This is a genomic window from Paenibacillus sp. BT-177 (assembly GCF_025846815.2).
GTDB classification, from domain to species: Bacteria; Bacillota; Bacilli; order Paenibacillales; family Paenibacillaceae; genus Paenibacillus; species Paenibacillus polymyxa_C.
This window is the reverse complement of record NZ_JAOYTP010000002.1, coordinates 34,388-57,979: the sequence shown is the minus strand read 5'-3', so window position 1 is coordinate 57,979 and position 23,592 is coordinate 34,388. Positions and strand designations below refer to the sequence as shown.

23 protein-coding genes are annotated in these 23,592 nt (G+C 43.7%); 17 read left to right on the top strand and 6 right to left on the bottom strand.

Features of this window, described 5'->3' with window-relative positions; translation table 11 throughout:
* Positions 1-14 precede the first annotated feature (14 nt).
* Genes sufD through sufB form a run of 4 tightly spaced genes read left to right on the top strand, consistent with a single transcriptional unit; the run spans position 15 to position 4,379 of the window.
* Positions 15-1,319, top strand: a complete 1,305-nt coding sequence (sufD, locus tag OIU26_RS06345) for a Fe-S cluster assembly protein SufD (protein ID WP_264216295.1) — start codon at positions 15-17, stop codon at positions 1,317-1,319.
* A complete protein-coding gene (locus OIU26_RS06340; RefSeq protein ID WP_264216294.1) occupies positions 1,316-2,539 on the top strand; it encodes a cysteine desulfurase in 1,224 nt (407 codons plus the stop codon). Before sufD ends, OIU26_RS06340 begins: the two co-directional genes overlap by 4 nt.
* Positions 2,529-2,951, top strand: a complete 423-nt coding sequence (sufU, locus tag OIU26_RS06335; RefSeq protein ID WP_013309555.1) for a Fe-S cluster assembly sulfur transfer protein SufU — start codon at positions 2,529-2,531, stop codon at positions 2,949-2,951. The genes OIU26_RS06340 and sufU overlap by 11 nt, the downstream gene beginning before the upstream one ends.
* 30 nt (positions 2,952-2,981) lie before the next feature.
* Positions 2,982-4,379, top strand: coding sequence for a Fe-S cluster assembly protein SufB (sufB, locus tag OIU26_RS06330; RefSeq protein WP_264216293.1), 1,398 nt, complete (start codon positions 2,982-2,984; stop codon positions 4,377-4,379).
* Here the strand turns inward: sufB and OIU26_RS06325 are convergent.
* The gene (locus OIU26_RS06325) at positions 4,369-4,650 is read right to left on the bottom strand and encodes a tyrosine-type recombinase/integrase (protein WP_165084062.1); all 282 of its coding nucleotides are present in this window, start codon (positions 4,648-4,650) and stop codon (positions 4,369-4,371) included. The genes sufB and OIU26_RS06325 overlap by 11 nt on opposite strands.
* A gap of 74 nt (positions 4,651-4,724) precedes the next feature.
* Here OIU26_RS06325 and OIU26_RS06320 point away from each other — a divergent pair, with 74 nt between their 5' ends.
* A complete protein-coding gene (locus tag OIU26_RS06320; protein WP_185156554.1) occupies positions 4,725-4,997 on the top strand; it encodes a hypothetical protein in 273 nt (90 codons plus the stop codon).
* Between the two features lie 68 nt (positions 4,998-5,065).
* A complete protein-coding gene (locus tag OIU26_RS06315) occupies positions 5,066-5,230 on the top strand; it encodes a hypothetical protein (protein ID WP_165084054.1) in 165 nt (54 codons plus the stop codon).
* Positions 5,231-5,349: 119 nt separating this feature from the next.
* Here the strand turns inward: OIU26_RS06315 and OIU26_RS06310 are convergent, their stop codons facing one another.
* Both OIU26_RS06310 and OIU26_RS06305 read right to left on the bottom strand, forming a co-directional pair.
* Positions 5,350-5,619, bottom strand: coding sequence for a phage antirepressor KilAC domain-containing protein (locus OIU26_RS06310; protein WP_264216292.1), 270 nt, complete (start codon positions 5,617-5,619; stop codon positions 5,350-5,352).
* Between the two features lie 86 nt (positions 5,620-5,705).
* The gene (locus OIU26_RS06305) at positions 5,706-5,966 is read right to left on the bottom strand and encodes a hypothetical protein (protein WP_165084064.1); all 261 of its coding nucleotides are present in this window, start codon (positions 5,964-5,966) and stop codon (positions 5,706-5,708) included.
* Positions 5,967-6,197: 231 nt separating this feature from the next.
* Here OIU26_RS06305 and OIU26_RS06300 point away from each other — a divergent pair, with 231 nt between their 5' ends.
* On the top strand, positions 6,198-6,803 hold the full coding sequence (locus OIU26_RS06300) for a CPBP family intramembrane glutamic endopeptidase (RefSeq protein ID WP_264216291.1): 606 nt from the start codon (positions 6,198-6,200) through the stop codon (positions 6,801-6,803).
* 1,400 nt (positions 6,804-8,203) lie between these two features.
* Positions 8,204-8,566 (top strand): YmaF family protein, encoded by a 363-nt coding sequence (locus OIU26_RS06295; protein ID WP_014599600.1) that lies wholly within the window; start codon positions 8,204-8,206, stop codon positions 8,564-8,566.
* 226 nt (positions 8,567-8,792) lie between these two features.
* Here OIU26_RS06295 and OIU26_RS06290 read toward each other — a convergent pair whose 3' ends face one another.
* Positions 8,793-9,632, bottom strand: a complete 840-nt coding sequence (locus tag OIU26_RS06290) for a manganese catalase family protein (RefSeq protein WP_165084067.1) — start codon at positions 9,630-9,632, stop codon at positions 8,793-8,795.
* Between the two features lie 225 nt (positions 9,633-9,857).
* Here OIU26_RS06290 and OIU26_RS06285 point away from each other — a divergent pair, with 225 nt between their 5' ends.
* Positions 9,858-10,712, top strand: a complete 855-nt coding sequence (locus OIU26_RS06285; RefSeq protein WP_013370306.1) for a manganese catalase family protein — start codon at positions 9,858-9,860, stop codon at positions 10,710-10,712.
* Positions 10,713-10,881: 169 nt separating this feature from the next.
* On the opposite strand, the gene OIU26_RS06280 is transcribed toward OIU26_RS06285, so the two are convergent.
* Positions 10,882-11,946 carry an HD-GYP domain-containing protein gene (locus tag OIU26_RS06280; RefSeq protein WP_165084071.1) on the bottom strand — a complete coding sequence of 355 codons (1,065 nt, stop codon included), beginning with the start codon at positions 11,944-11,946 and terminating at the stop codon, positions 10,882-10,884.
* 272 nt (positions 11,947-12,218) lie between these two features.
* Between OIU26_RS06280 and OIU26_RS06275 the strand changes: the two genes are divergently transcribed.
* The 7 genes from OIU26_RS06275 (at position 12,219) to OIU26_RS06245 (ending at position 19,096) form a co-directional block, all read left to right on the top strand.
* Entirely contained in the window at positions 12,219-13,673 is a 1,455-nt protein-coding gene (locus OIU26_RS06275; protein ID WP_264216290.1) for a bifunctional metallophosphatase/5'-nucleotidase, read from the top strand.
* Complete coding sequence (locus tag OIU26_RS06270; protein WP_264216289.1) at positions 13,627-14,787, top strand: HD-GYP domain-containing protein; 1,161 nt, start codon at positions 13,627-13,629, stop codon at positions 14,785-14,787. Before OIU26_RS06275 ends, OIU26_RS06270 begins: the two co-directional genes overlap by 47 nt.
* A 97-nt stretch (positions 14,788-14,884) precedes the next feature.
* Entirely contained in the window at positions 14,885-16,015 is a 1,131-nt protein-coding gene (gene yfkAB, locus OIU26_RS06265; RefSeq protein ID WP_013370310.1) for a radical SAM/CxCxxxxC motif protein YfkAB, read from the top strand.
* 107 nt (positions 16,016-16,122) lie between these two features.
* Positions 16,123-17,481: a hemolysin family protein gene (locus OIU26_RS06260; protein ID WP_264216288.1), complete on the top strand. Its 1,359-nt coding sequence runs from the start codon at positions 16,123-16,125 to the stop codon at positions 17,479-17,481.
* Positions 17,482-17,758: 277 nt separating this feature from the next.
* Positions 17,759-17,983: a spore coat associated protein CotJA gene (locus OIU26_RS06255; RefSeq protein WP_016819599.1), complete on the top strand. Its 225-nt coding sequence runs from the start codon at positions 17,759-17,761 to the stop codon at positions 17,981-17,983.
* A 1-nt stretch (position 17,984) separates the two neighbouring features.
* Positions 17,985-18,485 (top strand): spore coat protein CotJB, encoded by a 501-nt coding sequence (locus tag OIU26_RS06250; RefSeq protein WP_436449031.1) that lies wholly within the window; start codon positions 17,985-17,987, stop codon positions 18,483-18,485.
* Between the two features lie 41 nt (positions 18,486-18,526).
* Positions 18,527-19,096 carry a manganese catalase family protein gene (locus tag OIU26_RS06245; RefSeq protein ID WP_016819601.1) on the top strand — a complete coding sequence of 190 codons (570 nt, stop codon included), beginning with the start codon at positions 18,527-18,529 and terminating at the stop codon, positions 19,094-19,096.
* Between the two features lie 163 nt (positions 19,097-19,259).
* Here the strand turns inward: OIU26_RS06245 and OIU26_RS06240 are convergent, their stop codons facing one another.
* Complete coding sequence (locus OIU26_RS06240) at positions 19,260-20,333, bottom strand: glycosyltransferase (RefSeq protein WP_264216287.1); 1,074 nt, start codon at positions 20,331-20,333, stop codon at positions 19,260-19,262.
* A gap of 389 nt (positions 20,334-20,722) precedes the next feature.
* Between OIU26_RS06240 and OIU26_RS06235 the strand changes: the two genes are divergently transcribed.
* Positions 20,723-23,572 carry a methyltransferase domain-containing protein gene (locus OIU26_RS06235; RefSeq protein ID WP_264216286.1) on the top strand — a complete coding sequence of 950 codons (2,850 nt, stop codon included), beginning with the start codon at positions 20,723-20,725 and terminating at the stop codon, positions 23,570-23,572.
* The last annotated feature ends 20 nt before the right edge of the window (positions 23,573-23,592 follow it).

Genomic DNA, 23,592 nt, shown 5'->3' with positions numbered 1-23,592 from the left:
GAGGAGGAAAACTGATGACAACACAAACAATCCTTCCGGTAGATTCCGAGCAACTGCGTGTTCTGTCCGAACGTAAAGGCGAGCCAACTTGGCTAGCCGAAGACAGACAAAAAGCACTTGAGCTTGCAGGCCAACTGGAGCTTCCGGTATTTGAAAAAACAAAAATCGAGCGTTGGAATTTAAACGATTACGGTCAACATAAACTGAGCGAGGTCATTGCATCTGTAGGTCAGGTTCCTGCAGCCATTGCTGATCTGGTCAAAGAACAACAGGAGGGCGGTCTGATCATCCAGCGCAACTCCGGTGCGGTATACGTGAAGCTGAGCGAGGAACTGGCGGCGCAAGGCGTCATTTTCACGGATTTGCAAACGGCGGTTAAAGAGCATGCTGATTTGGTCAAAGCTCATCTGAACACTGTTATTAAGGCTGAAGAAAATTCATTGTCGGCATTGCATGCAGCACTCTGGAACGGTGGAGTATTTGCTTATGTGCCTAAAAATGTAGAACTGAACGTACCGCTTCAAGCTGTGTTCCTCACGGATGATGCGACTGCAACGTTTGCGCCGCATGTGCTGCTCATAGCTGAAAACCATAGTTCCGTGACGTACGTAGACAACTATGTATCTGCGGATTTGGCGGCACCTGTTCTTCATAACGGTGCGGTAGAAGTGGTTGCGAATGCAGGGGCTAAAGTACGCTACGCGACAGTGCATCAGTTTGGAGAGCAAGTAACGGATATTTCCATTCGTCGTGCCACGCTCGGAAATGACGCTGCTATCGAATGGATTGTAGGCGAAATGAACAACGGCAATACAGCGAGCAATACCATGTCCGTGCTCAAAGGCAATGGCTCCAACTCGGATGCCAAGGTTATCGCTGTAGGTTCTGGTTCACAAAAGCTGAACTATACGACACAAGCACAGCATTTTGGTAAAAATTCCGCTAGTCAGATGATTACACGCGCAGTTATGCGTGAAGAAGCATCTTCCATCATTAACGGAATTACGAAAATTGAAAAAGGCGCTACCAAAGCAGACGGTCAGCAAACAGAGCGTGTACTGATGCTAAGCCCGAAAGCACGTGGTGACGCTAACCCGATCCTGTTGATTGATGAAGATGATGTAACGGCTGGACACGCAGCCTCGGTTGGTCAGGTTAACCGTGAGCAAGTGTATTACTTGATGTCCCGCGGAATTAGCCGTGCAGAAGCTGAACGATTGATTATTTACGGCTTCCTGGCACCTGTCGTATCTGAAATTCCGCTTGAAGGACTTCAACATCAGCTGCAAAGCCTTGTTGAAAGGAAGTTAGGCCAATGAACACTGCATTGATCCGTGAACAATTCCCGATTTTACATCAGGAGATTAACGGTCATCCGCTGGTTTATTTGGATAATGCGGCCACTTCGCAAAAGCCGCTAGCGGTCATCGAGGCGATCAAGCACTACTATGAATTTGATAATTCGAATGTACACCGTGGTGTGCATACCTTGGGTAGCCGTGCTACGGATGCTTATGAAGGTGCGAGGGAGAAGGTAGCCCGTTTTCTGAATGCCAAGCGCAGTCAGGAAATCATTTTTACACGCGGAACAACAACGGCGCTGAATCTGGTGGCTTCTTCTTACGGTAGAGCTAACTGTAAGGAGGGTGATGAAATTGTCATCACTCAGATGGAACATCACAGTAATCTGATTCCGTGGCAACAGGTAGCCAAAGCCACTGGTGCAACTTTGAAATATATTCCGCTTCAAGAGGACGGTAGCGTTGATCTTGCGGACGTGGAGAAAACTGTCACAGAAAATACAAAAATTTTAGCAATTGCGCATGTCTCCAATGTACTTGGCGTTGTGAATCCGGTCAAAGAGATTGCTGCTATTGCACATCGCAAAGGTGCAGTCATCGTTGTCGACGGTGCACAAAGCACGCCACATATGAAAGTAGACGTGCAAGACATAGATGCTGACTTTTATGCTTTTTCTGGTCACAAAATGTGTGCTCCTACAGGGATTGGTGCACTTTACGGCAAGAAGGCTCTGCTGGAAAACATGGAGCCCATTGAGTTTGGCGGTGAAATGATCGACGATGTGGGATTATATGAATCCACATGGAAGGAGCTACCTTGGAAATTCGAAGGTGGCACCCCGATTATCGCTGGGGCTGTTGGCTTGGGAGCTGCCATTGATTTTCTGGAAAGCATTGGACTGGACGCCATTGCACAGCATGAGAGCCGTCTATCGAATTATGCACTCAAACGTCTCCGTGAAGTGGAGGGCTTGACGATTTACGGACCTGCTGAACGTCATGTCGGGCTTGTAACATTCAACTTGGATGATGTGCATCCGCATGATGTAGCTACTGTACTGGACAGTAAAGGGGTGGCCATACGTGCAGGCCATCATTGCTGCCAGCCATTGATGCGCTGGTTGAAAGCCAGTGCAACTGCACGTGCTAGCTTTTACCTCTATAACACAGAAGAGGATATCGACGCTCTGGTCAGCGCCTTAATCCAAACAAAGGAGTATTTTGGCGATGCAACTTGACGACTTGTACCGACGCGTGATTATGGATCATTATAAAAATCCGCGCAATCGCGGACGTTTTGAGGACGATGCTGTTACGGTGGATTTGAACAATCCTACGTGTGGTGACCGGATATCCCTTCAACTCAAAACGAAAGACGGCGTAGTCGAGGATGCCCGTTTTACTGGCGAAGGTTGCTCGATTAGTATGTCCTCGGCTTCGATGATGACAGAAGCGGTCAAAGGAAAAACGATTGATCAGGCCTTGGATATGGCGAGTCGCTTCTCCTCCTTGATGAAGGGCGAAGCCGTCGAATTTGATGATTATGAAGAATTGGAAGCTTTGTCAGGTGTTAATAAGTTCCCGGCCCGCATTAAATGTGCGACCTTGGCTTGGAACGCGCTGCGTAAAGGAATAGATGAAGATAAATAATTTAAATAGAACAGAGGAGGTTTGAGAAACATGGCCAAGAAAGCACCGGAAATGGAAGAGTATAAGTATGGCTTTCGTGACGAGCACAAGTCCATTTTCCAAACAGGTAAGGGTCTCACTCCGGAAATCGTAAAAGAAATCTCCAAAATTAAGGGTGAACCGGATTGGATGTTGGAGTTCCGTCTGAAAGCATTGAAGCAATTTGAAAAAATGCCAATGCCAAAATGGGGCGGAGACATGGATGAGCTGGATTTCAATGATATCCAGTACTATGTAAGACCTTCCGAGAAACAAGGGAAAACGTGGGAAGAGGTTCCTACAGAAATTAAGGAAACCTTTGATAAACTGGGAATTCCTGAAGCGGAGCAAAAGTTTTTGGCTGGTGTATCCGCGCAGTATGAATCCGAGGTTGTCTACCACAGCATGCAAAAGGACCTGGAAGAGCAGGGTGTCATTTTCATGGATACCGATACGGCATTGCGTGAGCATCCTGAGATTCTGAAAGAGTATTTTGCCACAGTCGTACCTCCTGCGGACAATAAGTTTGCGGCCCTGAACAGTGCGGTATGGTCAGGCGGTAGCTTTATCTACGTGCCTAAAGGTGTAAAATGTGAAGTTCCATTGCAGGCTTACTTCCGTATCAACTCGGAAAACATGGGGCAATTTGAGCGTACGCTCATTATTGCTGACGAAGACAGCTTTGTGCATTATGTAGAAGGCTGTACAGCTCCAATTTACAGCACGAACTCGTTGCATAGTGCTGTGGTGGAAATTATTTGTAAGAAAAATGCACGCGTTCGTTACACAACGATTCAGAACTGGGCACCAAACATTTACAACCTGGTAACCAAACGTGCGGTTGCTGAAGAAAATGCAACCATGGAATGGGTCGATGGAAACATCGGTTCCAAACTGACAATGAAGTATCCTGCCGTTGTATTGAAAGGTCGTGGAGCGAAAGGGATGGTCTTGTCCATCGCTGTTGCAGGCAAAGGCCAGCATCAGGATGCAGGTGCGAAAATGATCCACTTGGCACCAGATACTACATCCACCATTGTATCCAAATCGATCAGTAAGCACGGTGGTAAAGTAACGTATCGCGGATTAGCTTCCTTTGGTCGTCAGGCTCAAGGTGCAAAATCGAATATTAAGTGTGATACGTTGATTTTGGATAATCAGTCAACTTCAGATACTATTCCTTATAATGAGATCATGAATGACGATATTACACTTGAGCACGAAGCAACGGTGTCCAAAGTATCGGAAGATCAGCTCTTCTATCTGATGAGCCGTGGTCTGACCGAAGCTGAGGCAACGCAAATGATCGTTATGGGCTTTATCGAGCCGTTCACCAAAGAACTACCGATGGAATATGCGGTAGAAATGAACCGTTTGATCAAGTTCGAAATGGAAGGTTCTATCGGTTAAAATGCAGTAATCCTTGGTGTGACAAGGTTTTTTTAGACCATCTAAAGCTGTTAATTCTCATTCGTGCCGATTCGGATTTTCTGCTAATATAGGAGGCGAACTTTTTAAGTTCGTCTTCTTTTATTTTTTCAGTGATGTCTAAGTATGTGTCTGCTGTCGTTTTAATGGTCTTATGACCTAATCGTTTCGATACAAATTTAATAGTAGCTCCAGATTCCAGTAAGAGTACAGCGTGAGTATGTCTAAATCCATGAGTTCCCTTATACTCCACATTAGCATTTTTACAATATTTTTAAATTATTCACGAGTTGTAGAAAGGGGCAAATAATTTACCGGATAATTTTGGTGGATTATACCAGAGTAGTAGCAGGTGAGTACACAGTGAAGGTTAACGGAAACTCTCTGTCGGAAAATGCGATAGTAGTTGATGGAAAAAAACATGTACCTTTGAGAGCTGTGTCTGACTCTCAAGGAGTGAACTTAAAAGTGGATGGTAAAACAATTCAGATTACTAATGGATCTGACGATACGAAATCTGTAAGTACAGTTTCAACAGGAAAATATGAAGGATGGCCCAAAGAAAAGCTGAATCGGCGAAAGGTGGAAGGCGGAAGTTGAAAAATATTTATCCGATATCGAAAAAGATCGTGACAAGGCTATTTCTGACCCTTCAGAAGATATCGAATATGAATACCCCAGTGTCTGATGATATTTTGGGATCAGAAGTGAAACCAAGAAGAATACAGAAATCGGCATACAAGAAGTATTTCTTTACGTTTATTTGGCTGGAAGCAATTACAGCAGAAATGATCTCAGTCAAATCTTCAACAGGTCTGGTTAGATCCAATTGAATATCCAATGTGGATTTATCTTTGCCATGGGTTTCATTACCTCCCTCTTACACAAAAAAAGACACCTTTAGTTTACTAAATCTACGGTGATAGATCACTTTACCGTTATCAAGAACTTCTTATTTGATTTCAACATAGCCGCAATCCGCATATCTGCTATACAACAACCATGTGTCATTCTGCCTGAATTGAATCTTTCGATTGCCTAAATCATGGTTAAGAGCAATGGCTGACTTAAATCCGAGTTCTTTGGCAATCTCTGCGGCAGTATAGGTTTTGTTAACATGCATTAGGATTGAATTTGTTCTTTCCGCCTGTACTCTGGCAGCACGTTCTTCCTTGAGCTTAGTCAGTAGTTCAATTCCAAAGTCAGGATAGGCTATTATCAATCACATTATCCGTAGCATATATTCCATGCTTCCTGATCGACGGCAGTATTTCATCAGCTACCTTAATCTGAAAGGCTTCTGCTACTTCATTTTTTGCTTTCATTGCTACGATAAAAGATGTTTTCAGGAATAAACTCAGGCAGACCAACTTTCCCAACTTCATCACTGTGCCCACTTGTGGGTACGCCAAAATCTTGCAGGTACCCTCTCACTCGCTCCCACCTTACAACTTTATTGCCACTGGCTGCTGAACGAACAAGACCACGGGAAACATCCTCTAAACTCAATTGTGTCGTTCCGTTTCCATCAATAAAACCTCGTACTCCGTGAATTGCATGTATATCCATACCTGTTCTCACCTTTCTTTGAACGCAAAATAAGCTCCTGAGTTATCAGAGGCTTTCATACTTATATCTTAAATTGGTTTTGTTACTATAACGCTGCGGATTTTAAAGGGAAACATTGTTCTATTTATCCCCAATAAACGCCAATCCAAGACCACTACAGATATTAGAGTTTCTGAACATTTTATGGTAATATCAAACTATCAGCTGAAATTTATTGAGGGAAACAAAAAAATGGCTAAAAGTAAACTTATTCTCTTTATATTGTTTTTTTATATAGGCTGGACAATTAAGGAGCTAACATTCCATCCAAAAATAACTGATTTGGAGCTTTATTTGATATCCTTCTTGATAAAAATGATTTTTTGGATTGGGCTAGTGGTCATTTATTTCGTATATATCGATCGAGTAAAGTTGCAACAAATCATTGACTACATAAAATTAAAACAAAATATCATCAAGGGAGTATTTACTGGCGGAATTATTGGATTATTATTGGTAGCAATCGAGGTTACTATCTTTAATGATTTTAGATTGGACTTAGGAATCAGATGGATCATTACACCGTTAACTGCATTTTCTGAGGAAGTAGTGTTCCGGGGATTCGTTATGAATAAACTAAGAGACCGTCGGGTAAAAGGATATAACTTTATACAAGCCATACTTTTTATGGGCATACACTTTCCAATAGGTATTATTTCAGGATATTCACTTCTTAACTATGTGACCATATTTCTCGTAGGATACATTCTTGGATTTATATATAAAAAGACTTCTTCGATATGGGCTCCAACGATTGCACATAGTGTCTATAATATTCTTATTTATTTAAGGCAATAAATATACCTATTCCTTTTAGTGCGTCAATCCTTTATGTTTTTACCGATGATGTTATTGAACCTGGAGAAAATGAAGTTATAAAAGAATTGGCCTTATTATTAGAAGAAGTTAGCACGTTCGTTACGACTGAGAAGCTTAATGTTTGGGTTATACGTTTAAAACTCCCTATACAATATCCAACGGACTATTATTATGAATTTATATAGAGCTAACGTGAACAATAACTCAATAAACATGAACAGACGGTAGCCGATAAGGGGGGATAATACGAAGTATAAATACCCATCAGGCAAAGATACAGTAGAATATTTTGGTGACGGGACTTTTCAAATTTTGAGAGGGGGGCCGCAAGCCCTTTAATACTTTATAATCATCTTGCTGATCCACTGGAAAAAGCTGTTGATAATATTGTGTCATATAAGATAAAAAAATATCGTATACGTGGTTGGTGAAAATAGCTTTATTAAATTGGATTCAAGTACCAACACATACGTGAAAAAGAAACGGATTTCCGACTTTACTCCCAAAGATAGAGAGATATTTAATGAATTAATGGAAAAATAAAAGTAAAGTCTCCAGACTTACCTAGAGCCTTTTTGTGGTGTAATCTGGATTGTGTGACAAAACCGCTATAAAGGGCGAGGTGATGCATAGATGCATATTGAATTTATTACATCTGATTCTACTGATAAATTACGAGACGCTTGTTATGAGTATAATTATAAAAAATATGAAAGTGTACAGCGTGACAGGCGTATATGTAAGAATTTCAACGGAAGAACAGACGTGCAAGATCATCTGGAAAGATCATAGTTTGAAATTGCTGACCAATGATGATGTTACAAAATACTTGATAATGATTTTTAGGCAATTTCTTAGAGACATTCTTAGTAAAACAATAATGGCTACTGGAGTATGAAAACAGCTTATTTCTAGAGTCAGGTGATCAATATTGAAAGGAGGTTGTTTTAACCGCTCCTGTGAATTTGGAAAGTAACTTGCGTAAATACATAGTAGAAATGACTAAAGGCCAACGAGCTACTTTGGTTCTGGATGGAGCGCCTGTCTAATATTTGTTTTAAAGGAGGTACTGGATGGGAAAAGAAAGGATGAATGTTAATTGTCAAAAAAACACTATATATAATAGTAGAAAAAAATTAAGCTTTCAGTAAAATGTGATACCACGCATGATACCGAAAGCTATTAAGTCTAAAGAAAAATTGTTAATTTAGCTGTGCGTATAACATTAATCCCCCCAATTGAGCGGTAGTGTAGAAGGCGAACTTTTTAAGTTCGTCTTCTTTTATTTTTTCTGGGACCGCAGATAGTTGCCTAGAACTTATGTATGTTTGCTTAATAGGATGTTGTGAGCGACATAAACATAAGGAGGCAACCAACAGATGCAGAAGAATAAACCTGTAGTAAAGAAGAAGACAATCTCTTCTAAACAGACACAGAGGCATGTACATGAATTTGAAGGTAGTACCAAACTGGCTGAAGAAGGTGCAGACCGACATAATCACCGTTTTGCAGGTGTTACTGGGCAAGCGATTCGAGTTGGAAGAAGTCATGTCCACGAAATTGATCTTACGAAAACTGATTTTGTAAACCATTTTCACAATCTGAGAAGGATTAGAACAGGACCAGCTATTCCAGTCGGAAATGGAAAACACGTACATTTTGTTACGGGCCAAACTACATTAAATGATGGTCATGTACACCAGTTTAATTTCGCAACATTGATTGAGGCACCTCTTGTTTAATGAACAGTAGTTTGACTAAATCAAAAAGCTCTGCTAACCATAATTGGTCGGCAGGGCTTTTTGGTCTTACATTGATTCTATACTTTTTGTTTAGATCAGCTGTGATTTGATGTGCCTTACGATAAGCCGTCTTATGTGCACTTTAAGTATATATTTTTGTTTCATTTTATGGTTAGTGTCACCAATAAGCAATCTTTAATGTTGGGAAGACTCGTCTGTTACAAGTTTATTTATCTGAAGTTTTATGGTCTAAGTCATGATGTAACTCAGTTGCTGGTATTTTGGCATTATAGATCTGGCCTTTGGCAACGGGGTTAGAGATGTATACATAGCTTCCGGTTCCATCCGGCGCACTTCCTGTTGCCCACAGACCTTCACTAGATTCTTCGCCTTCAGACAAGTTCCAAAACTCATATGCCTCAGGCTGAGATTCTTGCTCTGCTTCAGGAGGAAAGGAAGCCGGTACCACAACACCATTTTTTTCTTCTAATTCTTGGATTGCCGCCAGCCATTGATACTGATGATAGCGGTCGCGTGCTAGCATTTTCCGCAATGTAGCCTTAATGCTTTCATCTTGGGTCATATGATATAGTCTTGCTACCTGCAATCGACCTTGACTCTCTGCATGCAGGTTGGACCGCATATCTGCCAAAAGATTACCACTAGCAACAATGTAAGAACCGTTCCATGGAACTCCATTTGAATTAGTAGGTAATCCGCCAAGACCACTCACCAGTAAATGCTGCGGGTTAATTCCCCCCATAATGGCAGCTGTAACAGGGTCTTTGGCAGCTTGCTCCTGATCTTCTGGTTTAGCCCCATCAAGTAATTGACTAATTAAAGCACACAGCATCTCCACATGCCCTATTTCTTCTGTTCCAATATCCATTAACATATCTTTATATTTTTCATCACCGCGACAGTTAAACCCTTGAAACAAATATTGCATCATCACGGTCATTTCTCCGAATTGGCCTCCCAAAACTTCTTGTACCTGTCGGGCAAATAGAGGGTCAGGTCGCTCTACTTTCACTTCGAACTGCAACTCTTTTTGATGTCTAAACATAATTAGTCCTCCTATAGGTTAAAAGCAGTTTAGTGAATCCAAGCTATATTAACCCATTCAATGCGCAACAAAACGAGGAGCTGCTTAACAACAAATAACTCTAATACTAGACTGATAGGAGCCTGCATAATAATACCCTTTCTGTTTCTTTGTCTTGTATAAAAATGATAAAAATGGGTAGCATATGTTTTACTTCAAAATAAAAGCTCTGAGGGGGTTTTGGTATTGTATTTTTATAAAGAAGATTTGATTAACTTAATAGTGCCCGATAAACCCGACCCAGCTGCTGCAAAAGTGATTCAGGAGGTTTTGGGTGGTCGATTTGGAGAAATGCGTACGATGATGCAGTTTTTCTTTCAAAGTAATAATTTTCGTGGTAATGCTGTGCAGTATAGGGATTTGATACGAGGAGTTTTCCTAGAGGAGCTTAGTCATGTTGAACTGGTCCAACATACCATAAATCAACTTCTGACTGGCTCAGGCGAAGACCAAGCCGGCGATGCTGGAATTGATCATGCTCCTTTGGATGAAGCGATAAAACATGCCAATCCTCATCATTTTATTATGGGAGCTCAAAGTTCCTTACCCGTTGATGCAAGTGGTAACCCTTGGTTAGGCAGTTATGTCTATTCCCACGGCAATCTGATTAGTGATTTGCTTGATAATCTCGTACTCGAATCTACAGGGGTTCTGCAAAAATCCCGAATTTACGAAATGAGCTCGAACAAAACATTCCGGGAAACATTAGCTTTTTTGATTGTACGAGATAATGCTCATCAAAATGCGTTTGCCAAAGCGTTAGAGACACTTGGAGTAGATTGGGGCAAATTGTTCCCGGTTCCAAACTACGATATTAACAAGTATCCAGAATGTCGGAAGTATGTTGAAATGGGCTTTCACAATGCACAGTTTAATTTTCGATTGGATTCTACCCGTATTGGAGAAATATTCAATGGGCAAACGCCAAGCAGAAACGGTGGAGATTTGAGTGTCATTGACCCTCCAGAAGGCTTTCCTCTTCCGTATATGCCTGAATTGCCTAATGAACATAGCCCAGGCCTACAAGATCTTAACTCCTAGGATTAAACAAGCAATACAGAGTAATTGGGCTAATGTTCGTAATACAAAAAGAGGCTGTCCTTTGTAGGAAAAACCTACGGATTAAAGGACAGTCTCTTTTTATTCGTGTAGCCTGTGCTTCGGTAAAACATTCCGTACAAACAAAGTAACGCCGGGTGGCAGTGGCAGATCAGGATTCCAGATAAATTTCGTCAATGTATACATGGCGTTCCTTTGACAAATCTATATATTCATTATCGTTAATTCTTACTAAGGGTCTGAAGTAATCCACAGGATTGTTCAGAATAATGGTTCCTGTCTGGCCTGTAGTCAATAGAACCTGCTTATTAATAAAATTCGGAAGCATATGTCTGATGAACACTTGGGTAGTTTCTGGATTCAGATGTCCAAAACTCATACTGTGCAGCTCACGTAATACGGTGAGCAACTCCTGTTTTGTCTGATACACACGGTTGGAAATCATCGCGCTGTATACGTCGGCAACAGCTGTGATGCTGGCAAAAGGATGAATCTCTTCCTTGAACAGTCCGTGGGGGTATCCACTTCCGTCTTCGCGTTCGTGATGCTGCAAGGCGACAATTGCTGAAATATCATCGCTGGTTGAATTGCGAATAATATCATAGCCATACAGAGAATGTTTCTTCATCTCATGAAATTCTTCAGGTGTTAGTTTATCCGGTTTATTTAAAATTTCATCCGGTATCATGGACTTGCCTATATCGTGTAAATATCCAGCTTTTCCCGCGGCATATGCCTCTTCCTCTGTATATCCAAGCCAAGTGGCAATGTAATATGACAGTATACCTACTTGGAGAGAATGGTTATAGGTATAGTGATCTCCCCGTTCCATAATTAACAGCAGAGATACGACATCTTTTTGACGAGCCAGCTCTGAAACAAGAGGGGCGAACAGCTCATCAACTCGATGTTCATCAAATTTTCCAGTTGAGGAAGCTTCGAGGAACATGCTTTCAAAGCCACTGATCGTTTGCTCCATGAGGGGAACGGCGCGTTTGAGGGACTCGGGGGAAGCAGGAACATCGGGGGCAAAGCCAACCGGAATGCTCGTAGAACCAGCATCAATGTCAATATAATCAACACCATGCAAAATGAGCTTGGAAATATCGTCATGCTGAAGCTCGGTGCCCTGAATCAAGACAGGTACACCGTGCCCATTGTATGTATCGGATTTGAGGCGATCTCCCGGCTTGGCATCGGTAACGTGAACTCTCATGCGCTAACCTCCTTATTGTCGTAAATTTGTCGAAAATACGAAACAAACTTAATATATCAAGAATTATATGGGATGACAACGACTAATTTACTATTATTCCAAGCTGTAAAATAGGTCCCAAGGACCCGTCTCCTCTAAGTTATATATAGAAGGTAATGTCAATGATTTTCACTATCTATGCCCACTCATATGTACCATATTGCTAAATAACATGGTATGCTTAAACATTAGAAGCTCCAAAGTCGATATATAAAATATAGAGGAGGGCGGTTATGGAGATGACGACTCGGCAAACGTTGACCATTTTGCATACCAATGATATCCATAGTCATTTTGGCAGTATGCCTTCGATAGCCGCGATGATCAATGAACGAAGAGCTGCATCAGGGGATGCGCTACTTGTACTGGACATAGGAGACCACATGGATCGGATGGCCCCCGAAACGGAAGGAACGCTCGGTGGGGCAAATGTGGATGTGATTAATCTGACAGGATACGATGCAATTACGATCGGTAACAATGAGGGACTAACTTTTACCTCGGATATGATTGAACAGGCATATGCGGGCATTCATTGTCCAGTCGTATGTGGCAATCTAACAGAGCGTGCTACGGGGAGGATTCCTTCGTGGATGAAGGAATCCGTTATTTTGAACAAAGCAGGAATCAAGATCGGTTTACTAGGTGTGACGGCTCCTTTTACAGAGTTTTATCAATTGCTGGGCTGGGACGTGCTCGATCCGTTTGAGGTGCTGGGGACGCAGATCGCGGCACTCAGAAAGCAGGTGGATGTGGTGGTCGTGATGTCTCACCTAGGTTTACCCTCTGATGAGAAATTAGCATCCCAGTTTCCTGAAATTGACGTTATCCTTGGTGGTCACACCCACCATGTGCTGGAGGAACCGCTTCGGATCGGGAACACCGTTCTATGTGGGGCTGGGAAGTTCGGAACGTTGCTCGGTGAAGTGACGCTAACCCGTAACCATAGTCTTGAACCGTTTCGAGTTACCTCAGGCGGCGTAGTTCCTGTGGATCAGACGCTGCTAGACGAAAAAGTGGCATCGGCCATTGTGTTGCATCGCAGACAAGCAGAACGCGCCATGGAGAGCACGGTAACAGTAACAGATCGGGAATTGGAGATCGCCTATAATGAGGAGTCCCCTTTCGGGAATTTGCTGGCACAATCGGTGTCCCATTTTACAGGAACCGAAATTGCCCTCGTCAATGCAGGTCAACTGCTTGGTCCCTTGCCTCAAGGAGATATTAGCAAAGGAATACTGCATTCCTTATGCCCATCGCCGATTAATCCCTGTGTTATGAAGTTGCGGGGTAGAGACATTCGGTTGGCCCTGGAGCAATCTTTGCTGCCTGAATTTACAGACAAGCCCATGTCGGGCTTTGGCTTTAGAGGCAAAGTGCTGGGCACGATGTGTGTGGAAGGGTTGACCATTCAGTATGATCCGGACCGTGCTCCTTATGAAAAAGTGACGGACATTCATGTAGCGGGTCAACCTTTGGAAGAAGATGAGGAATACACAGTGGGCACGTTGGATATGTTCACTTTCAAAGCAGGCTATAAGGTGCTTGCGAACGGAACAGATCTCCGATTTATGCTTCCAGAATTTTTACGGGATTTGATTGAAATGGAGTTGAAGCGTCCGGGCGCGATGGAAGAATGTTTTGCAGCTAGGTGGCTTCAGGTATCAAAACAATCGGGAGAGGGTTAAGCTGCGACTGGTACCTGTTACATTATTGAGAGCCGGCATGAAGCTGGGCAAAAAAATATACAATGAAAATGGAATGGTGCTGCTCTCGGAAGGTGTTGAGCTTACTTCGCGATTGATTGAACGTCTAGGCCAAGTCGGAATTGGATATGTATACATTGAGGATGCTGTGACAGAAGATATCGTCATACCCGAGATGATCCATGAACAGACAAGGGCGGCGGCGCTACAGGAAATCAAAAAGCAGTTTCAGGGTTTGTCATCCTACTCCGTAGATCATAAGCACAAATATTTTGGCAAGTCATTTTATAAGGTCATGGAATCGATTCTGGACGATATTGGAGGCCGCCAGGATGCCATCATTATGTTGATGGATATCGGGGCCGCGGATCAGGATTTGTATCATCATTCTTTGAATGTATGCTTGTATTCACTAGTCCTGGGGATATCCAATGGCTACGATAATAATCAGCTCATGGAGCTAGGGATAGGTTCATTACTGCACGATATCGGTAAAATGAAGATTTCACCTCAAGTGCTCTATAAGCCGGGTAAATTGACGGACGAGGAATATGAGCATATGAAGACACATACAGTGATCGGCTATAAGCTACTTAAAGACGAACCCGGGATTCCCTTGTTGTCAGCTCATTGTGCATTACAGCATCATGAGCGTATTGACGGTAGTGGATACCCACACGGTTGGAAAAAGGACCAAATCCACGAATATGCGAAATGGATCGGTCTGGCGGACTCGTATGACGCGATGACGGCAAGTCGAATCTACAAGCAGGCTTTGTTGCCTTATGAAGCGATGGAGGTGCTATACGCCGGGGCAGGAACGCTGTATGAGCAGCGGATGCTGGAAGCCTTTCGTGACTGTGTAGCTATTTACCCTCTGGGGCTTTCTGTAATGCTCAACACAGGGGAAGAGGGAGTCGTAGTGCGTATACATCCCAAAATCCCGCAAAGGCCTGTCATTCGTATTGTAAGAGACCGGGATGGGCAGGAACTGAAGGCGCCTTATGATGTGGATTTGTCCGTATCCCTTTCGGTCATGATTACAAATACATTAGGCGCTGCTACCGGCCCTTTCGGAGGAGTACGCGTAGATTAGCAGAGGATGTGGAAGAAAGCATGCAGGCACTTTACACATCATGATATGATAATTATACGTCTTTTGAGGTTAATAACAGAAATAAGGTGAAAACATAATGACAGTTCTACAAAATAACACGCTACCCCAAATATCGCCAACGTATGATCCGTGGGACCCGATTGTCTCACTGCGTACACATGGTCGTCATTTGCTTACAAGTGTGGAAATGACCGTAACACATTTATGTAATATGCGTTGTGAGCATTGCGCTGTCGGCGACATGCTGGTTATGAAGGAGGCCCCTTTCCTTCCTTTAGATCTGATGCTGAAGCGGCTGGATGAAGTTGAGCATCTGGAGACAATAAGTATTACAGGTGGAGAACCTGCATTGCTTGATAAAACAGTGGACGATGTGATCGTTCCGCTGTTGAAGTATGCTAAAGAGCGCGGTATTCGTTCGCAAATTAACTCCAACCTGACATTGGATATCAGAAGATATGAGAAGATGCTTCCGTATCTGGATGTCATGCATATATCGTTTAATTATTTAAATGCAGACGATTTTTATGAAGTGGGATTTGCAAATACCGGACGTCCGACTCCACGCGCGGGTGCTGTGCGCCTGTACGAAAAAATGATAGAGAATGCACGCAGATTGAGCGAAATGGGGATGTTCATTTCAGCTGAGTCCATGATTAATTATCGGACACATACGAAGCTAGAAGGCATTCATCAGTTGATCAACGAAATGGGATGCCGCCGACATGAGGTTCATCCGATGTACGCATCGAATTTTGCTTCTGCCTTGCCTGTACTGTCCCTTGACGATATGCGGAACTCTATTGATAAGCTGCTGGATGTGCGAAATCAGGACATGTGGATGTTATTTGGTACACTACCGTTCTTTGCTTGTTCTGAGCGGGAGGAAGACCGTAAATTGCTTCGTCGCTTGCGTCAAGAACCGAATATTACGGTGCGTAATGATCCAGACGGAAGAAACCGTGTAAATGTGAATATGTTCACGGGTAGCGTATATGTGACGGATTTTGCAGACATTCCAGCTTTCGGAAACATTCAGGAAAACAGTCTGGACAATATTTTCGGTGAATGGCTGAATGAGCATCCGCTGAATCAGACCGTGAACTGTCATTGTGATGCGGCTGCGTGTTGCGGACCGAATCTACTCGTAGCCGATATGTATTACAAGGGTGTAGACTTTAAATCAAGAAAAGCATTGCAATTATAAGCATTTTTACATGATTCCAAATCCAGGTTTCCAATCATAAATATTGAATTGAATAGCTTGCAAGTCGAATGGTGCAAAATGCTAACTAAAGAAATGGGGAGTTCGTATTGGATGGTCATACCGAGTTTCATTGGGGATTGCTAGGGGTGAATCTCTTCTTGGTACTGCTGCTTGTCTTTCTAAATGGTGTCTTTGTGGCCGCAGAGTTTTCGCTGGTCAAAATGCGCCAATCCCGATTGACGCAGCTCCAAAGTGAGGGTCATCGCCTGGCAGGCTATGCGCTGAAGGTGAACCAAAAGTTGGATGCTTATCTGTCTGCCACCCAATTGGGCATTACGCTGGCTTCATTGGGGCTAGGCTGGATTGGTGAGCCAGCAATATCCGGCTACCTGATAGAGCCACTCATGCACAAACTCGGTGTAACTGACGGTACACTCATTACAACGGTATCCGTTGTCGTCGGATTTTGCGTAATTACTTTTTTGCATATTGTATTGGGCGAACTGGCTCCCAAGTCTTTGGCGATTCAAAAGACCGAAGGTGTGGCGTTGTTTTTATCGGCACCCTTGTTACTTTTTTATAAGGTTTTTCTCCCTGTAATCTGGGTGTTGAATGCTGCCGCAAACATGCTGTTACGGGCATTCGGCATTCAGCCGGCCAGTGAAGCCGAAGCGGCACATTCGGAGGAAGAGATCCGTATATTGATGAATCAGAGCGCCAAAAGCGGTGTAATCGATAAGGATGAAATCAAACTGATGGATAATATCTTTGATTTTTCCGACTTGCTTGCTCGTGAAATCATGTTGCCGCGTACGGATATGGATTGTTTGTACACGAATTTGTCGTTTAAGGAAAACCTGAAGATTATCAGTGAGACCAAGCATTCCCGTTACCCGGTAGCGGTTGAGGATAAAGATCAGATTATCGGTTTTGTTCATATTACAGATCTTCTGTTAGCCGAGCAGGGCGAACAACTGGATCTGGCCTCAGTGGTGCGTCCAATTCTGAATGTGCCTGAGTCTATGGAAGTAAGTCATGTGCTGCGCCTTATGCAGAAAAAGCACTCCCAAATGACTCTCGTGGTGGATGAATACGGCGGAACCGCCGGTCTGCTGACAGCGGAGGAAATTCTGGAGGAAATCGTAGGGGATCTCTATGATGAGTTTGAAGATGAACGTCCAAGCGTGGAAATGAAGGAAGACTTCATCTCTGTGGACGGTCGTATGCTTATTGAAGATGTTAATGATTTGACTGGAGTGAACATTGAAGACGACGAGGTGGACTCCATCGGAGGCTGGCTGTTCAAGGAATTAGAAGGCAGCCCGGTGAAAGGGAAGAAAATAGAGTTTTATAATCTGACCTTTGAAGTGGAGGAAGCAACAAGGCTTCGCATCATGAGAGTGAAAATTCACCGCAAACCTGAGCCAGTCATTGAAGATGAACATTCCGGCGATGAGGAGTCCTGATCCACAGAGAATAGCATGATCAGTTAGTTATATAGAGTGCTGAAGAAAGAGCCTTTAAACCCACATTACCGTGGTTTTAAAGGCTCTTTTTGAGTTAGTTACTGCTGCAATCGAAATATAGATAGCGGGGAGGATGCCCTAATCAACTTGAGCAGCAGTTCTATAGCTTATTTTTTGAACAAAAATTTGTATCTGTTATTTTTTTGTTCGAGACTTGGGCGATGCGGCATATGTTGAATAGTAAAGCAGATGGATCAATTAAAGGAGGTCCCGGCCCGTGAAATTTCCACAGCAAGGTCAGTATGCCCCGTTTGTCGGCCCGTTCGATCCGTGTCCGCCCGTTTTGTGCAAGACTTATGTGCTTCCGCCAAACTTGTTTATACAATTTCAGCCCCCTGGTCTACCGCAATTCAGTCCAGAGGAGGCGCTGACGAAAGGAACGCTATGGCCATTGCTTTACAGTCCTTATGAGCCTAGGAGAAACCAGGGAGGAGGCGAATAGAATGGAGAATTCAAATCAGGGACAGTCCCCAAATCAATTCCAACAGCCAAATCAGCCTGAGAGTGGATATCAACAGCCGAATCAGTCTCAAAGCTCTTATTCAAATTCATATCAGTACCAGTACCAGAACCAATATCAATATCAGAACCAGAACCAGAACCAGTATCAAAGTCAAACCCAGGACTATAGTCAACCCAGAGAGCCAATCCAAGGCTATACGCCCCAAGGTTATGCGCCTCAAACCAAGCCGGGTGATGCTCAGTTTTATGCGCTATTGGAGAAGCTCCAAGCGGTGGATTTTGTGCTGGTGGAGCTGAATTTGTATCTGGATACACACCCAGATGATTTGCAGGCCATCGAACAGTTCAACAAGCTGACACAAGAAAGAACAGCGATTGCTAACGAGTACCAGCTCCTATATGGGCCATTGCAGAATTTTGGTCGTGCCTATTCCAAGTATCCTTGGGAGTGGAGCCAATCACCTTGGCCGTGGCAGGTGTAGGTAGGGAATCGTACAACCTTTTGTATAAAGGAGGAACATGAATGTGGGTATATGAAAAAAAACTGCAATATCCCGTACGTGTTAGCAAATGTGATCCTCATATGGCCAAACTGCTGATGGAGCAGTATGGTGGAGCAGATGGCGAGCTGGCAGCGGCATTGCGTTATCTGAATCAGCGGTATACGATTCCTGATAAAGTCATTGGTGTACTGAATGACATCGGTACGGAGGAATTTGCGCACCTCGAGATGATTGCGACTATGATTTACAAGCTAACCAAGGATGCGAGCGTAGAGCAAATGGAGGCAGCCGGTCTAGGCGAATATTATGCAGCACACGACCATGCGTTATTTTACCAAAACGCGTCTGGAGTTCCTTTTACAGCGGCCTATATCCAAGCTAAAGGTGACCCGATTGCCGATCTGTATGAGGATATTGCGGCAGAGGAAAAGGCGCGAGCTACATATCAGTGGCTGATTGATTTAACAGACGATGTTGATTTGCAGGATAGTTTGAAGTTTCTGCGTGAACGTGAGGTGATTCATTCGTTGCGTTTCCGTGAGTCAGTCGAAATTTTGAAGGGAGAAAGAGACCGGAAAAAGGTGTTCTGAGGGAGTCTTGTATGACGAATAAGAAAGGCCATCTGCAAGCATCAAGTGCAGGTGGCCTTTCCTATTTATAAAACTAGTAACTTGTAAAACGAAGCGGATTTTAACTAAAAAAGTCGATTTCCTGCAAAAGAAATCGACTTTTTCAATGACGCCCAACAGAATATTATTTTTGGTCTAGCTGTGCAAAATACTGTTCGTTATATAAAACACTTGGATGAGTAGGATGGTGCAACTGGGCTATGCGATGATGCGATCTTGCCTTTTCGGTGTCACCGATTCGGTCATAACACAGGCATAATTGCAAGTGTGGAAACCAGGTATAGTACGACCAATTGGTTAAGGCCATCACATCTTGCGGGGGCTCGATCAGCGTCGCTTGACGAAACCAATAAATGGCTTGGGCATACTGCTCATCTTCAATGAACAAATTGCCGAAAGCACAGCAGAATTGGGCGCGTGGTACATCGAGGGTAAGTGTGCGGAGCAGAGCCATACCTTGCTCCTGTTTTTGTCCTTGTCGATTGTAACAATCCGCAAGCTTAAAGCAAGCAGCAATCCGATCTTCTATCCATCCTTGATTTAGCCCTAGATAATGTTCGTACTGCTGAATGGCTTCTAGCGTGCGCCCGTTATCATATAATTCATTGGCGAAGTAGTAGTGATCTCGTTCAGAAAATACGGTACCCTGCTCCCGATGTTTGAGATATATGTGCAAATTACGGTCAGTATAAGCGCGTGTCTTGTTATGAGTCACCGCCATATTACTGTGAAAGATGCTGCCTGTTACATTCAGGAACTCGTGAACAAATCCGGTCCATCTGAATCTGCGATCACGCCGTACAATTCGGTTTCTTTTGAGCTTATACAACGGCTGTCCTTGTTCATCTACGGAAAGCACATAATCCATTGTAATGCTGTCATAAGAGAGGGTGGCTTGATTTTTCCAGTTAAGAAAGGATAGTCGATCTTTTTCTTCCAGTATGTCATCGGCATCCAGCCAAAATTGATATTCTTGCGTGGCCTGATCAAACGCATAATTGCGAGCAGCGGAGAAATCATCGCACCACTCAAAGTTGTATATCCGAGCGTTGAATGCTGTAGCGACCTCTTGGGTTCTATCGGTAGATCCAGTATCAACGATAATGATTTCATCCACCAGGTCATGGACTGATTTCAGACAGGTATGAAGGGCTTCTTCTTCGTTTTTGACAATCATACATAAGCTGACAGTTACCATGCTCTTTGTCCCCCCAAATTAACTTGGTATAATTCCCATTTTATTAGGATAGCTTGCTCATTATGTAGAATTCGGATGGAACGTGTAGAGGAGATGATGATCATAAATTCAGTTCTGTTCTAATAAATTAGAAAATCAAGTTGGATGTTTGGGGGGAGAGAATGGATTGAACGATGTGCGTGACATTCCGGGTTAGGACGTGCGACAGGATGGGTTTTATCGTTGAATGGGGAGATTGTATTTTGTATTGTTGTCGTTTTCAATGATATTTCCAGGTGTAAGTCCATTCATACCACGCTCACTCCCAATCGCTTGGTCGCAATTATGGTATGCGTTAGGACATGGAGGGGAACGGTTATGAGGCTTCCGCCTGATGGAGGCGTTGACACATGCGTATATTAATCGGCAGCCCGGTGCACCAGAAGCCGGAAATTTTGTCTTTGTTTCTTCAAGCCTTGGAGCGCCTGGAGACACCTGACGTGCTACCGGATTATTTGTTTGTCGATGATAATGACAATCCGATTTCAAGCCAGTGGCTAGTTGACTTTTCCAATCGGCTACCGGGTCGGGTTTTGCCCTTGTTAACAGGCTCGCAGCAAGTGGAGAATCGTAGTGATGAGCACACTCATTATTGGCCGCCTGGTCTCGTCTGGAAAGTGGCTGGCTTTAAAAATCGTCTTATTGAATATGCACTTCAGCACAATTATGACGCGTTGTTTCTGGTCGATTCAGACCTGGTTCTCCATTCTCGTACCTTGTGCAGGCTGGTGGAGACGGAGAAGGATATCGTATCAGAGATTTTCTGGACACGTTGGCAACCGGAAGGGCCGTTATTGCCTCAAGTGTGGGTCAGTGATGAATATAACTTGTTTCACCGTGAAGATGGCGAAGTGTTGTCGGCAGAGGAGCGAGCGCAACGTGAGTTGCATTTTATACACCAGTTGCATGTTCCTGGTTTGTATGAGGTGGGTGGTCTAGGCGCTTGCACCTTAATCCGCAGACGGGCGCTGGAAGCAGGAATTCATTTTGGCAAAATCAAAAACGTTTCTTATTGGGGAGAAGATCGACATTTTTGTATTCGGGCGGCTGCATATGGATTTCCACTTTTTGTAGACACACACTATCCGGCAATGCATCTATATCGGGAAGCCGATCGAATGAAGGCAGAACAGCTACTATTCACCCTAAAATATTTCACATCGAACCATCCAGAGCAAGTAACACATGCGGAACACTCCGATACTTCTCCAAGCTCTCCAGCCTTCAATCGTTCAGCATCTTCAAGAACTTCTAAGTTCCCTGAACCTCCAGTTATACCCGATCATCTCCACGAAACTGCTGTCTTTGCCAAGTACACAGCGGATTCGTTTGTTGTACCACCAACGTTCACTGGTCCACGACAAAGTGAGCTTTATACACCGCCTGTCTCTAATCCTAAATTGACGCTGACCATGACGGTATACAATGAGGCAGATCACAAGCTTACAGACGTGCTGCTGAGCCACCGAGAATACATTGATGAAGCAGTCATTATTGATGATGGTAGTCATGACGATAGCGGAGAGTTGTGCCGGGAAATCTTACAAGGAATCTCACTGCGTCTGATCCGTAATGAAACACCCTCTTTTACCAATGAAGTCGAACTGCGAAAGCAGCAGTGGAGAGAAACACTGGCTTCCTCTCCCGAATGGATATTAAGCATGGATGCCGACGAAATGTTCGAATCCCGCTTTGCCCAAGGGGTACATTCTTTGTTAGCGGGAACGACAGCGGATACGATTTGTTTCAGGTTGTTTGATATGTGGTCTTCCACGCATTACCGTGATGATGAATATTGGCAGGCTCATCGGTATTACCGTCCTTTTTTAATTCGATATAAAGAGGGATTCCCTTATAAATGGAAGGAGCAGTCCTTGCACTGTGGGAGATTACCCGAAAATGTACTTGATCTTCCCACAGAGATCAGCAACTACCGTATTCAGCATTGGGGTTGGTATACACCTGCTATTCGCATGGCTAAATTTGAGCGGTACCAGCTGCTTGACCCAAGTGCTCGTTATGGATGGAAAGAGCAATATGAATCAATTCTGGACTCGAACCCACGACTCACGCTCTGGGTGGATCAGGACAACAAAAATACAGAAAAAGAACCTACACCAGAATATGAACCTGCCCATCAGGTGGACGACTCGGATGTCGCCAAGGTGGCCAGTGTACAGGTCATGAACAAACCCGAACCACAAATAAAAAGTGAAACCAAGGACACCTTTTATGCTACGGAGAAGGGGAAAGGAGCAGAGCAGAGTGTAAAATGCAAACTGTGTGGCTCATCAGACACGGTAGTATTTCATGATTATCAACGCTTTACCTTGATGGGATGCGGCTCCTGTGGATTGGTTTTTCGTAAGGATGTGGATCATATTCAGTCTGAGGAAATGATAGCAGAGATTTATAATGCCAATTGGGTTGCTATGCGGGATAGTGCAGCGGCGTCCACCTATGGGGATCATGCTCTTTTTGGACTTATGTTGCTCGATATGTTCAGTCCCAGAAAAGGAAAATTGCTAGAGATTGGCTCAGGCACCGGAGAATTTATCCATGCTGCCCTTCAAGCTGGCTGGAATGCAGTGGGCATTGAGCCGTCCAGTGACTCGCGTGCCTACGCCAAAAGCAAATATGAGGTAGATTTATTACCCGGCTATTGGAACGGTGAAACAGAATTAGATGCTCAAACACAACAATCTGTGGAAGTGGAAATTCACCAAGCTCATGAAGCTCAGGAAGGGATTGAGGCCGAAAGTTTAGAGGAAGAACTGGACTTATCTTTGGAGCACCAATACGAAGCCATCGCATGCTGGCATGTGCTGGAGCATATCGCGGACCCAGTCGCATTTTTGACGGATTTGTGCGAACAGCTTCAACCTGACGGAACGTTATATATTACGGTGCCCAATAAAAACTCGTTTACCAACGAGGCTTACGGCGTTCATTCACCTTTATTTACGGAGGAAGATCATTTGTACCATTATTCAGATCATACGCTGACGCTCTTGCTGGAAAAGTCCGGCTTGCGTCCGGTGGCTTTGTTCACCCGCCAGCTTCCTGCTGGTTTGGATGCCTTGCTGCAAGCACATCCATTGTACGATGAGCTTGCCTTTACAGAACAAATGGGATTGTTGGCTAAGCTTCAAGGCGAGAAACGGGGTCATGAATTATGCTGTGTAGCAAGAGTAATCTAAACATCTCCAAAGGAGGAGGC